Annotated in this window: 14 protein-coding genes; 5 read left to right on the top strand and 9 right to left on the bottom strand. The window is 36.1% G+C overall.

Annotation, left to right across the window (positions count from 1 at the left end; all coding sequences use genetic code 11):
- Positions 1-5: 5 nt before the first annotated feature.
- From CPHY_RS04755 to CPHY_RS04745, 3 genes are all read left to right on the top strand, one after another.
- On the top strand, positions 6-485 hold the full coding sequence (locus tag CPHY_RS04755; protein ID WP_012198920.1) for an S-ribosylhomocysteine lyase: 480 nt from the start codon (positions 6-8) through the stop codon (positions 483-485).
- Between the two features lie 153 nt (positions 486-638).
- A complete protein-coding gene (locus tag CPHY_RS04750; protein WP_012198919.1) occupies positions 639-1,856 on the top strand; it encodes a hypothetical protein in 1,218 nt (405 codons plus the stop codon).
- Positions 1,857-1,898: 42 nt separating this feature from the next.
- Complete coding sequence (locus CPHY_RS04745; protein WP_012198918.1) at positions 1,899-2,168, top strand: hypothetical protein; 270 nt, start codon at positions 1,899-1,901, stop codon at positions 2,166-2,168.
- A gap of 138 nt (positions 2,169-2,306) precedes the next feature.
- On the opposite strand, the gene CPHY_RS04740 is transcribed toward CPHY_RS04745, so the two are convergent.
- Positions 2,307-3,275, bottom strand: coding sequence for a glycoside hydrolase family 113 (locus CPHY_RS04740; protein WP_012198917.1), 969 nt, complete (start codon positions 3,273-3,275; stop codon positions 2,307-2,309).
- A gap of 30 nt (positions 3,276-3,305) precedes the next feature.
- Positions 3,306-4,355, bottom strand: a complete 1,050-nt coding sequence (locus tag CPHY_RS04735; RefSeq protein WP_012198916.1) for a competence protein CoiA — start codon at positions 4,353-4,355, stop codon at positions 3,306-3,308.
- Positions 4,356-4,507: 152 nt separating this feature from the next.
- On the opposite strand from CPHY_RS04735, the gene CPHY_RS04730 reads away from it, so the two are divergent.
- Entirely contained in the window at positions 4,508-5,119 is a 612-nt protein-coding gene (locus CPHY_RS04730; RefSeq protein ID WP_012198915.1) for a DedA family protein, read from the top strand.
- Positions 5,120-5,448: 329 nt separating this feature from the next.
- On the opposite strand, the gene CPHY_RS04725 is transcribed toward CPHY_RS04730, so the two are convergent.
- The 5 genes from CPHY_RS04725 to truA form a co-directional block, all read right to left on the bottom strand.
- Positions 5,449-6,804 carry an MATE family efflux transporter gene (locus tag CPHY_RS04725; protein WP_012198914.1) on the bottom strand — a complete coding sequence of 452 codons (1,356 nt, stop codon included), beginning with the start codon at positions 6,802-6,804 and terminating at the stop codon, positions 5,449-5,451.
- Between the two features lie 19 nt (positions 6,805-6,823).
- Positions 6,824-7,753 carry an orotidine-5'-phosphate decarboxylase gene (gene pyrF, locus CPHY_RS04720; protein WP_012198913.1) on the bottom strand — a complete coding sequence of 310 codons (930 nt, stop codon included), beginning with the start codon at positions 7,751-7,753 and terminating at the stop codon, positions 6,824-6,826.
- Positions 7,754-8,014: 261 nt separating this feature from the next.
- On the bottom strand, positions 8,015-9,295 hold the full coding sequence (locus CPHY_RS04715) for a dihydroorotase (protein WP_012198912.1): 1,281 nt from the start codon (positions 9,293-9,295) through the stop codon (positions 8,015-8,017).
- A 75-nt stretch (positions 9,296-9,370) separates the two neighbouring features.
- Positions 9,371-9,769, bottom strand: a complete 399-nt coding sequence (locus CPHY_RS04710) for an NUDIX domain-containing protein (protein WP_012198911.1) — start codon at positions 9,767-9,769, stop codon at positions 9,371-9,373.
- Between the two features lie 209 nt (positions 9,770-9,978).
- The gene (gene truA, locus CPHY_RS04705) at positions 9,979-10,725 is read right to left on the bottom strand and encodes a tRNA pseudouridine(38-40) synthase TruA (protein ID WP_012198910.1); all 747 of its coding nucleotides are present in this window, start codon (positions 10,723-10,725) and stop codon (positions 9,979-9,981) included.
- Between the two features lie 466 nt (positions 10,726-11,191).
- Between truA and CPHY_RS04700 the strand changes: the two genes are divergently transcribed.
- On the top strand, positions 11,192-12,052 hold the full coding sequence (locus tag CPHY_RS04700) for an ECF transporter S component (RefSeq protein WP_012198909.1): 861 nt from the start codon (positions 11,192-11,194) through the stop codon (positions 12,050-12,052).
- Positions 12,053-12,176: 124 nt separating this feature from the next.
- Here CPHY_RS04700 and CPHY_RS04695 read toward each other — a convergent pair whose 3' ends face one another.
- Together CPHY_RS04695 and recJ are read right to left on the bottom strand one after the other, a co-directional pair.
- Positions 12,177-12,491, bottom strand: a complete 315-nt coding sequence (locus CPHY_RS04695; protein ID WP_012198908.1) for a hypothetical protein — start codon at positions 12,489-12,491, stop codon at positions 12,177-12,179.
- A gap of 233 nt (positions 12,492-12,724) precedes the next feature.
- The gene (gene recJ, locus CPHY_RS04690) at positions 12,725-14,503 is read right to left on the bottom strand and encodes a single-stranded-DNA-specific exonuclease RecJ (RefSeq protein WP_012198907.1); all 1,779 of its coding nucleotides are present in this window, start codon (positions 14,501-14,503) and stop codon (positions 12,725-12,727) included.
- Positions 14,504-14,738 lie beyond the last annotated feature (235 nt).

The raw sequence follows: 14,738 nt of genomic DNA, 5'->3' as shown, positions 1-14,738 counted from the left end.
GAAATATGAAACCTATTGCAAGTTTTACAATTGATCATTTAAAATTGCTGCCTGGTGTCTATGTTTCTAGAAAAGACAGTGCTGGTGATGCTATTATTACTACTTTCGATCTTCGTATGACACGTCCGAACTTTGAACCTGTAATGAATACCGCAGAGATGCATGCCATAGAACATCTAGCCGCTACTTTTTTAAGAAACCATGCGGTATTTGGTAGTAAAATAATCTATTTTGGGCCAATGGGTTGCCGAACTGGTTTTTATCTATTACTATCAGGTGATTATACTTCCGCAGAAATCATTCCTTTGATGAAGGAACTATTTACATTTATAAGCGAGTTTGAAGGCGAGATTCCTGGTGCAGCAGCAATTCATTGTGGAAATTATCTCGATATGAATTTACCAATGGCAAAATTCCTTGCCAAACGTTATCTTACTGAAGTACTTGATTCTATAACGGAAGAACAGCTAGAATACCCGAATTAGATTTTTATAGACCGCATCTTACACCATGTAAGAACCTGCGGTCTATTTTTATGACCTTTAGAATATATTGTTATAGGCAAGATGGCAAATATAACCCTATTAAAACTCTATACAACAATTTCTTGCATAATCGGACAACAAGGAGGAGTTCTTATGGAGGAGACGAATCAGGCTGAGAAAAGCCCTGATAACATTACCTCTTTTTCTGGGCAAAGTCGTACTTCCAAAATGATTCAAGCAGCTGCTCCATACCTTGATGCTGGCACAAGAAAAACTGCGGATCTATTTATAAAATTCAACGATTTTATGGATATGATTCGTACCTTTAGACAACAGGGAGGACTAGGTCTGTTTGGTAGGAAGAAGGCAGATACGAAAGATGATACAGTTAGTGCTACCGGCCTTCCAGGACTACAGGGACTTTTCCCAGGATTACAGGGGCTTTTTGGCTCAGGAAAAGGAGAGGGGTCTATTAACTTTGAGGGAATACTAAGAAGTATCCGTCCATACTGTACACCACCAGAAATATCGCTTGTTGATAATGTACTTAATATATTTAGTATGAAACGCGTTATGGATATGTATCAAAATATGTCAGGGATGATGAATATGCCAGGAATGAATAATATGCAAGGAATGAATAACATGCAAGGAATGAATAACATGCAGGATATGATGAATAATTTACCAAACATAATGAATATGATGAATATGATGAATACGATGAGTGGTTCACCATTTGCAGGAGCAACATCAGGTTCCCCAACACAAAATGCTCCTTCACAAGATTACAATTCACAGGGTTATCCTCCACCAAATGCGTCAGCTCCACCACCATCTTCTATGAATTATGATAACTCCTATTATGAAAGCACCTCTCCTACTCCGTATGATCTACTCTACCAAGCCATGTATGGTCAAGGCCCACCACCTGATGCAACTACAAATACAGCAGGCCAAACAGTTTCTGAGGCCTCTAATATGCAAATGCCTGGAAATTCCCCTACATCTGGTAATGTGCAAACAAATTGGCCAAATTACAATGTTCCCCCTCCAGTCAATCTACCACCATATGATATGGGAAATATGAATAGAGATGTTACAAGTGCCCCATATTATACGAACAATGCACCTTATCGCGCTACAAGATCAGCTGCTGAAGCAGCTAGAAAAGGTAATTCACCAAAACAAGCACAGAATGTTTCTGCGGCATCAAATACTCAGTCCGGGCAATCGGGTAATCATTCACCAGCTAGACAAAATAATCAACAGATGTTTGATATGCTTGCTAGTATGGTGCCTCCAGAGCAAAAAAACACCTTTGACACTATGAAGAAGATGTTTGAATCCGGGATGTTTATGCCAACTTAAATTTAAGTTGTAAGATTAGTAAAAAAGAAATGAGGTAAAAATATGAATACTGATTGGATGAATAACGAATCTCTACGTAACATGCACCCTTATAAGAAGCAAGTTATGCTTGAATTAATAAAAGAATCACAAGGTCTATCAATGGAGAGAGCTTTACCTAATCTTATGAAAGCAAACTCAAAGCTTAAAGCCATGAGCATGGATTTTACACCACAGGAGGTCAATGTTATAACGGACTTACTGACAGCGAATATGTCACCAGCAGATAAGATGAAATTAGAAATGTTAAAAAAGATGATGCCTAATAGGTAGTGTTGATATCTTATTATGCTTAACTCCTTAAATTTATAAATACATAAAAATAGAAAGCTCGTACTTTGAACTTTCTATTTTTATGGCATGGATTTCTCATCAGGGAAAAGAACTATTTATTTGCATCATGAAATAAATCTATTCTTTTTGATACCACTTCTTTATTACATCTTCCGCCTTTTTTCTATGGATATTAAATCCAACATCTTTCTTTGCTTCTTCCTCGGTACTATAGATTTCAGTACTCCAATCCCACCAAAATATTCCGCAAAACCACGGTTCATCAAAGAAAACTTCTAAGCAGGATTCATAAAATGCTGCTTGCTCTTCTTCATCTCTTTCAAGCTCCATATGCATGAAATCCCATGGCATTGTGGCACAACCTTTCGCACTACGGCAACCAATTTCCATAAATATAATTTTTTTATTTAACTTCTCGCTAAGTGTTCTAAGATTATCACGAATCTTACTCCACTCATTTACCATACTTTTCTTTAGGGCTCCACCTGCTCTTGCAACTGGATAGTAGGCAGAAGTACCAATATAGTCAAGAGCATCAAACCAGCTAACCTTATCCTCCCTACCATGGTTGGTATTATATGTAATTGGTCCTTCATAGACTTCACGAATCTTTTTAATTAGCTCTCGCCAGTACTCTTCTTTTCTTTCTGTTCCAAGCATCTCACAACCAATACAAAACATCTCGCAGCCTGTATCTTGTGCGATTTCTGCGTAATGCAATAAAAAAGCTGTATAAGATTCAAACCATTGTTTCCAATAAGAATCCTTTCCTAAAAAATCTTCGTCTGGGAAATCAATATAAGCTCTCCATATATGATCTTTACAATTTACCATAGGTTTTAGACAAACCTTTATATTACGATCCTTGGCTCGTCTTATCGCTACCACAATATCTTTTTCTGTGATGTCATATCGATAATCAAATCGAATTTCAGTTGACTGATAGGTATCCTGCATAAGAGGAAATGCTAAGCACATCCAGTTTACGCCAAGATCAAACATAGCTTCTTGTGATTCTTTAGCCGCTTCACTTTGATAAGCACCTCTCTTTGCCATATAGCCATAAGTGTATCCTTTAATCTCCATACTACTCCCCCCATATTATTCGTATCAAAATTATTCCTTAATAAGCTTATAAATATAGTCCAAATATCTTTTTGATATCATTTCTTCCTGATCATTTTTCATCATTTCGATACAGTTTAATAACACATCCCTTCGTATACCTTCTGGTAATGTTACGGTATGAAAGTCAATTTTTAGAAGTTTTTCTTGTTTACACCACTCTTGATATTCTTGTAATTTTAGATTATTCTGTTGCTTCTTTCTTTCCTGTTCTGCTAAAAGAACACTCTCCCGTCTTATCTGCTCCTCGTGATATCTTCTCTCTTTTTCTCTAATATCTCTACGTCGCTTCTGCTCCCTCTCCTCCTTTTCATTAAGTTCTACCTTTATACTCTCACAATCCTCATAAAAGTCACATAAAAATCTACCATCTTCCGCAAGTGATAAATTATGAATGTTATAACTTTTTTGATATACTTTACTCTTTCGTTTCCCATTCTCTATATAGGTAATGTGATGCTTCATTATTAGTTTCTCTTCTTCGGTATCCAGAAAAGCGCAGCATCCACTAAGATTTTGGATATAAGTCTGATACCATGATAACTGACCTTCTTTTTTATCCTGTCTAATACCTAATAAAAATACTGGAATAATTTCTTGTTCGTCATAATACTGTACTCTTAAATCAAGTTCTTTGATTGGAAGTGTCTGTAAGCGATAATCAATTGCTATATCATAACCCTCTCCATTCTTTACATAACACGTAGCATATAAACCATTGGGTAAGCGATGTCTAATATGTATTTCTTTCGTAGGAAAACTTCTTTTTAACATATGATACAGGAGTCGTTTCCCGCGCATAAGTTCCTGCGACTCCATTCTCTTCCCATATGCACAGGAAACAATATCATAATGAGCAAAATAAGGTTCTTTTATTAACCCAGCTGCTAAGTATACTGGACTGCCACAATCAACACATATTAACTTTCTCTCAGCTGCTCTTCGTTTCCACTCCATCACAATATCTTGATAATATATCCCTGATTCATCTTTTAAATCATATGTACAAATCTCAGTACCATTATATAGACAAATATCCATAAGATGACCCCATTCATCTAATTTTCACGTTTCTTATTCTTATTTGGATTGTATCATATTAAACTTTTCATCACAAGATGATAAATTTCCTTGTTCTGAAAGACTTTCATTTCACATAAACTACAAAAAACAGATTTCTTATGGAGGGACTTATGGATTCTGTTGTCCGTTTTATCTATGAAAATGGACTTTTTGCCATGTTTCTTATTATTCTACTTGAATACGGTTGCTTTCCAATCTCTAGCGAGATTGTCTTACCTTTTTCTGGTGCTGTTGCATCTCTTCAAAATATACCATTCTTTCTTATGCTTCCAGTTAGCGTATGTGCTGGAATTATTGGAACAAGTTTCTGTTACTTCGTTGGTAGAATCGGTGGACATTGTATCTTAGAAAAACTTACGACGAAGTTTCCAAAAACGAAGAAAAGCATCGATGCCTCCTACCAGCGTTTTGATCGCTATGGTCCCTATGTCGTTTGCTTTGGACGAATGGTTCCAATTATCCGTACTTACATAGCGTTTGTAGCAGGAGCAGTGAAACAGCCCTATCCCGTATTCGCCTTATTCTCTATCATAGGTATTACTTTATGGAATTCCTTGTTAATCGGTATTGGATATGTCCTTCGCAGTAATTGGTCCAATACTGTTACATATTATGCAAAATACAAAGATATTCTGATTCCGGTACTTCTGTTAGTAATTTTATTTTTGATAGCCCGAAAGATTCGTAAGAAAAAACGTATGCAAGAAATTAAAGAAAAGTAATAATAGACGTTACAGAAAATAGTAGGAGCTATAATAATCAACGTCTACAAGAAATTAAGCAAAATGAGCTTAGATGTTGATAAGTAATTAAGAAAAATAATAATAGTCAATTACAAGAAATTAATAAAGTAAAATCCTAACTTAAATCTTTCTAGGGTATATGTATATATCTATAGTAAATATATATAATAAATTAAGGTAATAGGATTATGCATCCCTGCTGGGTGCTCTTTAATAAGAAAAAGCTCGCTTGGCGAGCTTTTTCTTTCATGTATTAACGACGGAATGCGCAAAAGATGCGTTCCTCTTTTTTTTATTATGAACAATAATTAATGTACAACGACAGATTTATTCTTCCACTTACCAGAAGCATATCGTATCGTACCGATTGCTCCTGTTATAAACCAATTAAGTCCAGTAGCCCACCAGATTCCCATATAATCAATCGCTGGAATTTTTGTTAATACACTGGCAAAGATAACACGGCATAGGACTTCAGAAATTCCCATAATCATCGGAATCTTCATATCACCAGCACCACTTAATACATTACGGGAAACATAAATCATACCTACCGGAATATAGAACATACAAGTAACGCGAACCGCCTTTTGTCCAATTTCTGCGACTTCGCTCACATTCGTAAATAGCTTCATCACAGCCCCGCCAAAAAAATACATACAAGGCATCATGATTAAGCTAAATACAACAATTATTTTTGTTGCAGACCAAAATCCTTTTTTAACTCGGTCAATACGCATCGCACCAATGTTTTGTCCTGTATAGGAAGCTACTGATAAACCTAGAGACATGCCAGGCATTAGGACTAGCTGTTCAATACGTTGTGCAGCTGTCGCTGCCGCTACTACCGTTTTTCCGTATTGATTTGTTACACGTTGTAATACGATCGTTGAGATAGCAACAAAGGAGTTCTGTAATGCAGCAGGAATTCCAAGATAGATACATTTTTTCATAATAACTTTATCAATCTTAAATTCTTTGATTGGCATACGAATTAATGGTATTTTACGAAATCCGGATATGACACATCCTATTCCTGATACTGCTTGTGCTATAATCGTAGCAATCGCTGCTCCCGCAACTCCCCAATCAAATCCAATGACAAAAAGAAGATCTAGAACTATATTTACCACACAAGCCACCACAAGGTAACGAAGTGGTGTTTTCGAATCTCCTAATGCTCTCATAACTGCTGCCATACCATTGTATCCAGCATTACCGAGGATTCCAATACATGTTATCTTAAGATAAATATTAGCATCATCTAGAATCTCTACTGGCGTATCTAACTTTATTAGAAGTTGCTTGCTAAAGAAAAATCCTAGTAATCCCATGATAGCAGAGACGATAAGAATTAGGTAAGTTGCTGTTGCAAAAGAACGTCTGACATTTTCCTCATCTTTTGCTCCAAAATATTGGGAAATGATAATCCCGATTCCTGCTGCCAACCCCATTGTAAGGGATATTATTAAAAAGTTTAGGGCCCAGGTTGCGCCTACAGCAGCAAGTGCACTGTCACCATTGACATTACCCACTACAATGGAATCCACCATACTATAGAGCTGTTGAAATAAATTACCAATTAGCATTGGTACAGCAAAGTGTACCAATAGCCTTGTAGGGCTCCCCTCAGTCATATCATTTATATATGTTTTATTACTCATCGTTTCCCCTGTACTCTATCTATTCTTTATGAGATAATGCCTGGTTAATATCTTCTCTCATATCAATTACCGCCTGTCGTGAAGCATCAGCAAAATTTGCAGCACCAAAACTTTCATAAGCGGACTGCTTGTAAGCTGCGATTATTCCACGGGAAGAATTGATAATTGCTCCTAAGCCATCCTCATTAAAGTAAGGAGCCAGATCAGAAGCTTTTCCACCTTGTGCACCATAACCTGGTACTAATATATATGTCTTAGGCATTAATTTACGAAGAACCTTTCCCATCTCAGGATAAGTTGCTCCGACAACAGCACCGATATAACTATACTTTTCACCCATACACATCTCGCCCCACTCAGCAACCTTTTTGCCAACTAATTCATAGAGTGGTTTACCATCAATAAGCTGATCTTGAAATTCACCACTGGATGGATTTGAGGTTTTCACTAAAATAAATAAACCTTTGTTTTCTTCCTTACATACATCAAGAAATGGTGTAATTCCATCAGAACCGAGATATGGGTTCACTGTTACAAAATCCTCATCAAAGCCATAAAAAGATTTGCTGCCTACTGTAACTTTACCAAGGTGTCCAGTAGCATAAGCCGCGGAAGTAGAACCAATATCACCTCTTTTAATATCACCTATTACTACAAGGTCCTTTTCCTTACAGTAATCAACAGTCTTCTTAAATGCAATCATCCCTGGAATTCCAAATTGCTCATACATAGCAATCTGAGGTTTCACAGCTGGAATTAAGTCGTAGGTTGTATCTACGATTGCCTTGTTAAACTGCCAAATTGCTTCTGCTGCACCCTCAAGTGTTTCACCAAACTCAGCATATGCTTTCTCTAAAACATGCTTTGGGATATAACTTAACATTGGGTCTAAACCTACAACGATAGGTGCATTGTTCTGTTCTATTTTGCTTATGAGTTTTTGTATCATATCGAATCCTCCAAGGTTTATTTTTCAATGGAAGAGTATAGCATAAAAAGTACTTGACTGCAATAGAAAACCAAATAATAAAAAACGTCTTATGAAAACCAAATAATAACACCGCCTCTATGAAAAACCAATAATAAAACCGCCTCTAGAATAAGTATCCTAAAAAGGTGGTTCTAACTATAGCGATATTATATGGTTAATTCGTGATATACTTATATCTTATTTCTATATATGAAAATAACTGCATCATTTTCTTTAAAATTATTCTTCTACCTGATAAACGACCGCTCCGGCTGCTATGGTATACATTACCTTACCACAAACCTTTCTTCCATGAAACGGTGTATTTTTCCCTTTGGAATAGAATTTTGTAGCATCAATCTCATACTCCTTATCAAAATCAGCGATTACAATATCCGCCATCTTGCCAGGTTCTAAGCTTCCTTTCTCTATTCCAAGAATTCTTGCAGGATTGTAACTCATCTTCTCCACCATTTGCATCGGTGTTAAATAACCAGTCTGCACTAACTCTGTATAAGTTAAGCTAAAAGCTGTTTCGGATCCAACAATACCAAACGGAGCTTTTGACATAGAATTTTTCTTCTCCTCTTCTCCATGAGGTGCGTGATCAGTAGAGATTACTTCCATAACATTATTTTTTAACCCTTCTTTTAACGCCTGGATATCTTCTTTGCTACGAAGTGGAGGATTCATCTTATAATTTGCGTCATCACCAGGGATATCCTCATCGCTTAAAATAAAATGGTGAGGGCAAACTTCTGCAGTTACATCAATACCAAGTTCCTTTGCCATCTTGACTAATGCCACGGAAGCTTTGGTGGAGCAGTGACATAGGTGAAGCTTCGCTCCAGTTTCTCCTGCTAAGAAGATATCTCGCGCAGTAATCACATCCTCGACAGCATTTGTAATTCCACGTAGATTTAATTCTTCCGCCTTTTTCCCTGCATTCATAGCACCATTTCGCACTAACTGTTTATCTTCACAATGCGCAAACATAATGCACCCAGCATCCTTTACTGCCTTTAACCCTTCGACATATAATAAAACATCCATAACGGATTTCCCGTCTTCGCTAAATGCAAGAGCACCAGCTTTCGCCATACCATCAATATCAGCTAACTCTTTTCCCATCTGCCCTACGGTAACTGCACCAACCGGTATAATATGAATCTTTGCATCTGACTTTGCTTTCTGATTTAACAATTCAACCATAGCTTTTGAATCGATGGCTGGATTCGTATTAGGCATAGGACAAATTGTTGTGTATCCACCTGCTGCAGCTGCCATTGCACCTGTCTTAATCGTCTCCTTATGCTCAAACCCAGGCTCTCTAAGATGAACATGTAGATCTATAAATCCAGGCATTACATATTTTCCACTAGCATCAATCACAGTCGCTTCTGGCTCTTCGATATTTTCTGCTACCTTACTTATTATTTTGTTCTCTATTAATAAATCATATCTGCCTTCTGTTTTTGTTGCCGGGTCCAGTATAAACCCGTTTTTTATCAATACTTTCATCCTGCTCCTTCTGCATTTCTTCTTGCACATTCGAAGTTTGCATCTACATCTGCGCGCCACAGCGCGTATGCATATTTAAAATTCCATCACCATTCTTAAATCATGGATGATGTCCTGATTATCAATATATTTTGCAAATTGCTTTGGCTCAGCCCACATCATCTTTTGCAAATCTTCTGAGAGTATGGTCTCTGTTTGTAACGCAAAGCATTCGTAGCAGATTCCAATACAAAAGGTATCACCCACCATGTAAGTCCAAGTATATAAGACACGATCCATTACAGAATCAATGCCTAATTGTTCTCGTATCAGTCTTACCACCGCTTTATCTGGTGATTCTCCGAATTCAATCTGACCATCAACAAAGCCCCAACGATATGGATCTTGAATTCTGTCATCATACCAACGTTGTACAATGGCATATTTCCCTTCATTTTTTACAAGTCCCTTAACTACGATATTATACTTTTCCATACAGCGCCTCCTAATGTATTACACCTTTTTTGGGGTGTTCACCCTTTGGGTATTTACCTTCTTCGGAATTCACCCTTTGGGTATACACCTTCTTCGGAATTCACCCCTTCGATGTTAACCTTTTTGGTGTTTACCCCTTCGGTGTTAATGCAGCAGAATTTCCACTTTAATTTAACCCTATGGTAACTTGCTGAATTGTTTCTTTATTATTATTTATAATGCACTTCTGTTAAAAATAGACCTTTCGCTTCTATGGTCTCGCCAGCTTTATCCCTGTCTTTGCTCTCTAAAATTCTTTTTATATCCATTGGTTCAATTTTTGATAGACCCACGTCAAGTAAGGTTCCTACCATAATTCGTACCATATGTGGCCAAAAATCATCACCATGAACCGTTATTACTATTTCTTTCTCATCCCCATAGATTTCTAAAGAATAAATTTCTCTCTCGGTAGATTTTTTCATCCTTTTATTATCTGAAAAAGCTTTGAAATCATGCTTCCCAACTAGATATTTGGCTGCTTCCTTCATCTTAGCAATGTCTGGACGTTTAAAGCAATAATAATTATATTTGCGTTCAAATACAGAAGGTACTTCTCCAATGGATATTTTATATTCATACTCAAAGGATCCTGCGTTAAAACTTGCATGGAACCTCTCTGGTACTTCTAATGCCTCTAGGACAGCAATATCTCTTGGTAAAAAGCGATTCAGATATTGCTTAATTTCATAAACCTTTAGCTTTGAATTTGTCATAAAGCTAGCAACCTGCTTGTAAGCATGTACCCCGGCCTCGGTTCTAGCTGCTCCAATGACCGTGACGGTTTCGTTCTCCATTTTATTTAAAACATCTTCTAACTTATCCTGAATCGTTATAGACTTCTGATTTCCAGCCTGCTTTTGCCAGCCATCATATCGAGAGCCATCGTATTCTATTATTAATTGAATATTTCTCATACATTTCCTCATTTCTATGCTATCTTTATTTTCTCTTGCCTTCACAAACAATATTGGTGGCATTAACAATAGAGGAAGGCACATAACGTGCTACTTCACCTCTTTTATGTTTTAACCTATTCTTCATTCTATCTCTAGGATTCACCAAATGAGTATGAAATATCAAATTTAGGTGAGTAATCCCAACTAATTCTAGTACTATTGTATCATATTTTAATTTGCTTTCAAAGTAATTTTAGTGTGTTTCAAAGATATATCTTCTGAAGTTTTTAAGACCATGATGTAACAATGAGTTTGCATTCTTTAAATTAGATTCCAATCATCTGGTATGGTTAAAAACATTTAAACTGGACATTTTCATGCATCCAGTTTAATGATAACATACGTTTAAGCTGATCAGAACTAAGGAATGGTTTAAGTAAACCATATAAAGAATAAACTTCATAAATAATAGGGAGAGAGATATATGAGCTCTATAAAGACAATGAATCAAAAAAATGTAGAATCCAATTTAAACCAAAGCAGACCTATTACATTAATCATAGGAGCTATCCTAACCATTGCATCCGTTGTGGCAATTCTCTACGGATATTTTTCAAAAGAAACCACTGAAGTAAGCTCCACTGATAAATTACTAATCTTCGGATTGATTGCCTTACTTTTTGGAATCGTCATTCTTGTAAATGGTGCCTTTCAGTTAAGAAAACCAGCCATCACAGCTACAAAATCATCAATGAATGTTATTACACTTGCCCAAGCTGCCCTTTTTGCTGCATTAGCTTATATTGGGTTTAGCTACTTCCGTATTGATATCCCAGTAGGTCCTGGAAGCACTGCATTTCATTTTGGTAATGCCTTTGTTGTTGTTGCAGCTCTTTTACTTGGTGGCTCCTGGGGTGGTCTTGCTGGTGCAGTCGGGCTATCCCTTGCTGATTTGATGAGTGGTAAATATTTTACCGTAGCACCTCAGACATTTTTCTTAAAACTATGTATTGGATTGATTGCTGGCTTTGTTGCACATCAGATTTTTCATATCAGTACCTTAAATAAAAAATCAAAGATTTTAACCGCTTCCATCGTTGCTTCTGTTGCAGGATTAGGCTTTAACGTAATCGCTGACCCTATCGTTGGTTACTTTTATAAAAAAATCATCCTTGGAGTACAAGGTGACTTAGCGATTAACTGGGCTAAAATGACTGCAGTAACAACCTTTGTAAATGCAGTTACTTCAGCAATCATGGCAGTACTTCTTTATAATGCTCTACGTCCAGCTTTGATTAGTGCTCATATGTTTCTTAGAAAAGAAACAAAAAAGGCAAGCAAATAGTTAGAGATTGCTAACTTAATAAAAAAATAAAAAAGCAGGTACCTTTAGGAAATTGATTTCCTAGAGATGCCTGCTACTTTTTATACCAAATTACGATTTACTCAACCTAAAACTTCGCAAAGATTTACTCAACCTGTAACTTCGCAAAGATTTCTTCAAATAAATTATACTTTACTTTAAAATCGTCTTCTGGAAGTAATGTTCTTTGTCCTGCATATTCCACTAATAAGCTGGTATATGCTACGAATGTAATATGTTGACGTAATAAATCAACACGATCCATTTCATTATATTTCTTTACTACACCCCAATTTGTAGTTGTAATTTCATACACATCCTCATCTTCCATAGAATTAAGGATTTCTATAATTGCCTCATATTTTTGTGCTACAAATAATTCACGTAAATCCATATCTCTGTTTTGTAATTCTTCGTTCATACTTTACCTCATTCCTATATATGTTATATCATGTCGATAGCTTGTTTATTCATATTACATTAAATCGATGTTATCATTTTATTTTTTAATGACTTGTTAAATCAATGTTATGTTATTTTTCACATTACTTATAAAATCATGTTATCTTTTCACATTACTTATTAAATCATGTTATCTTTTTTCTTATGACTTGTTAAATCAATACTTTCTTTTAGTTTTCTAATAAATCAATGTTATCTTTTTATTCGACAATAATTTTGAATAATTACTTGTACAGTACGATTTCCCATATATTCATTAAGTGTAGGATAATACGTAAATGCTAAGTCTACCTCATTATATTGCCCAAGATACATCTTTCTTACTTCTTCTTTTCCGTATTCCATTTCGGCAAACTCATTGAATTCAGTGATATCCCCAAAATACAAGGCATCCATCGCAAATCCCTCGGAATTGATAATATTAAGTTTTAACACATTCTGATTCTTTCCTAGAATTCGAGCTTGGCGTATTTTAAAGTGTTGTTCTGCAAACACCGGTTTAATATTTCCTTTTCCAAATGGTTCAAGCTTCTCTAATTCTTCTAAAAAAGCTTCATTAAGATAACCAATCGGAAGTGGGATATCGATTCGAACAATAGGAATCAAGTCTTCCTCTGAAAGGGTAGTATTTTGATTTAATCTAGCTCTTAAAGTTTCGAGATTTTCTGCTTTTAACGAAAGCCCTGCTGCCATAGGATGGCCACCAAACTTTGTTAATAAGTCCTTACACTTTAATAGTTCTTCGAACATATTATAGCTTTCAATGGAACGACCAGAGCCTTTCACACCTTGTTCTACATCAACAAAAACAAGTGCTGGTTTGTTATAACGCTCTCTGAGACGTCCAGCGATAATTCCAACCAAGCTTTCATGAGTATCTCTTAACTTCACAACTAAAACTTTGTCATGAATTAAATCTGAAGTTTCAATACGTTCAATCGCCTGTTCTACACCTTGTAACGTCATATCCTTACGGCTATCGTTTAATTTCTTTAAGGATACTGCTAATTGTTTTGCTTCTTCCGTTGTTTTGGCATCTAATAAATCAAGTGCAACAGCAACCGTATCTAGTCTTCCAGCCGCATTAAAACACGGTCCAATCACAAATCCTATATGATAAGCACTAATTCGCTTTTGTTCTAAACCACATTCTTCGATAAGAGCTCGTATTCCTAAGTTTTTTGACTGACTTAATAACTTCAGTCCATGTTTTACTATCAGTCGATTTTCTGAAACCAAATCCATAACGTCAGCAACGGTTGCTATAGCAATAAACTCTAATAAATCATAAAGTTCCTCTTTTGGTACGCTGTAATACTCATACAGTAACTCAATTAACTTATATACGACACCAGCGCCACACAACCCCTTAAAAGGATAAGGACAACCCTCTTGCTTCGGATTTACCACAACGTCGGCATTCGGAAGTAAAAATGTTCTACTACCATTCTCATCCTCTTCAAAAGCAACTTCATGATGATCAGTTACCACGACCGTCATTCCTAGTTCCTTGGCATAATCAATTGCATCAAAAACTGCAATCCCGTTATCACAAGTTATAATCAAGCGACTACCTGCTTCATACGCCTCCAAAACGATACGTCTATTTAAGCCATATCCTTCAGAAATTCGATCAGGTGCATAGACAACTACTCTCCCTCCAATCCTTTTCAAGGCAGTTGACAAACTATGTCCAGATAAGATTCCATCATTATCAAAATCCGTACCTATAGCAATTAATTGATTTTCTTCAACTGCTGTTATAATAAGGTTGCGCGCTTGTTCCATTCCCTTCATCATAAGCCCTGAATACATCTCAGTTAAATCGCAAGATAGATAACGTTGCATTTCGTCTTCTTCAGAAAGACCACGATTCACAATAATACGTGCCAAAACCGGACTGATAGCAAGACGATTTGCCAATGCTTCAAAATCAGCACGCTTTGCCTCCAACATCCACTTTTCTTTCATTTTTTTCTCCATTCATTATAGCTTAAGCAAGTAAAAGTCACTTAGCGAACTTTTCCTTGTCATAAATATACACTTCTTTAAAATTTCGTACCTTCTATCAAAAGTTTATAAACAAACTTCTGATAAGTTATCATATCAAAACATGTATTATTTTGCAAGATTAACGCGAAAAGAGGCATCCACAATTAATAAGTTCTGCGAATGCCTCTCTCTTATGAAAATTATTAACTAAATG

It is taken from the genome of Lachnoclostridium phytofermentans ISDg, from assembly GCF_000018685.1.
Lineage (GTDB): Bacteria > Bacillota > Clostridia > Lachnospirales > Lachnospiraceae > Lachnoclostridium > Lachnoclostridium phytofermentans.
The sequence above is the reverse complement of the archived record's forward strand: the minus strand, read 5'-3'. Positions and strand labels throughout refer to the sequence as shown.

Excerpts from the sequence above, each read along its gene's own strand:
- CPHY_RS04745 (WP_012198918.1), top strand. The coding sequence starts at position 1,899 with ATGAATACTGATTGGATGAATAACGAATCTCTACGTAACATGCACCCT.
- CPHY_RS04740 (WP_012198917.1), bottom strand. The coding sequence starts at position 3,275 with ATGGAGATTAAAGGATACACTTATGGCTATATGGCAAAGAGAGGTGCT.
- CPHY_RS04750 (WP_012198919.1), top strand. The coding sequence starts at position 639 with ATGGAGGAGACGAATCAGGCTGAGAAAAGCCCTGATAACATTACCTCT.
- CPHY_RS04700 (WP_012198909.1), top strand. The coding sequence starts at position 11,192 with ATGAGCTCTATAAAGACAATGAATCAAAAAAATGTAGAATCCAATTTA.
- CPHY_RS04695 (WP_012198908.1), bottom strand. The coding sequence starts at position 12,491 with ATGAACGAAGAATTACAAAACAGAGATATGGATTTACGTGAATTATTT.
- CPHY_RS04730 (WP_012198915.1), top strand. The coding sequence starts at position 4,508 with ATGGATTCTGTTGTCCGTTTTATCTATGAAAATGGACTTTTTGCCATG.
- recJ (WP_012198907.1), bottom strand. The coding sequence starts at position 14,503 with ATGAAAGAAAAGTGGATGTTGGAGGCAAAGCGTGCTGATTTTGAAGCA.
- pyrF (WP_012198913.1), bottom strand. The coding sequence starts at position 7,753 with ATGATACAAAAACTCATAAGCAAAATAGAACAGAACAATGCACCTATC.
- CPHY_RS04735 (WP_012198916.1), bottom strand. The coding sequence starts at position 4,355 with ATGGATATTTGTCTATATAATGGTACTGAGATTTGTACATATGATTTA.
- CPHY_RS04755 (WP_012198920.1), top strand. The coding sequence starts at position 6 with ATGAAACCTATTGCAAGTTTTACAATTGATCATTTAAAATTGCTGCCT.
- CPHY_RS04710 (WP_012198911.1), bottom strand. The coding sequence starts at position 9,769 with ATGGAAAAGTATAATATCGTAGTTAAGGGACTTGTAAAAAATGAAGGG.
- CPHY_RS04715 (WP_012198912.1), bottom strand. The coding sequence starts at position 9,295 with ATGAAAGTATTGATAAAAAACGGGTTTATACTGGACCCGGCAACAAAA.
- truA (WP_012198910.1), bottom strand. The coding sequence starts at position 10,725 with ATGAGAAATATTCAATTAATAATAGAATACGATGGCTCTCGATATGAT.
- CPHY_RS04725 (WP_012198914.1), bottom strand. The coding sequence starts at position 6,804 with ATGAGTAATAAAACATATATAAATGATATGACTGAGGGGAGCCCTACA.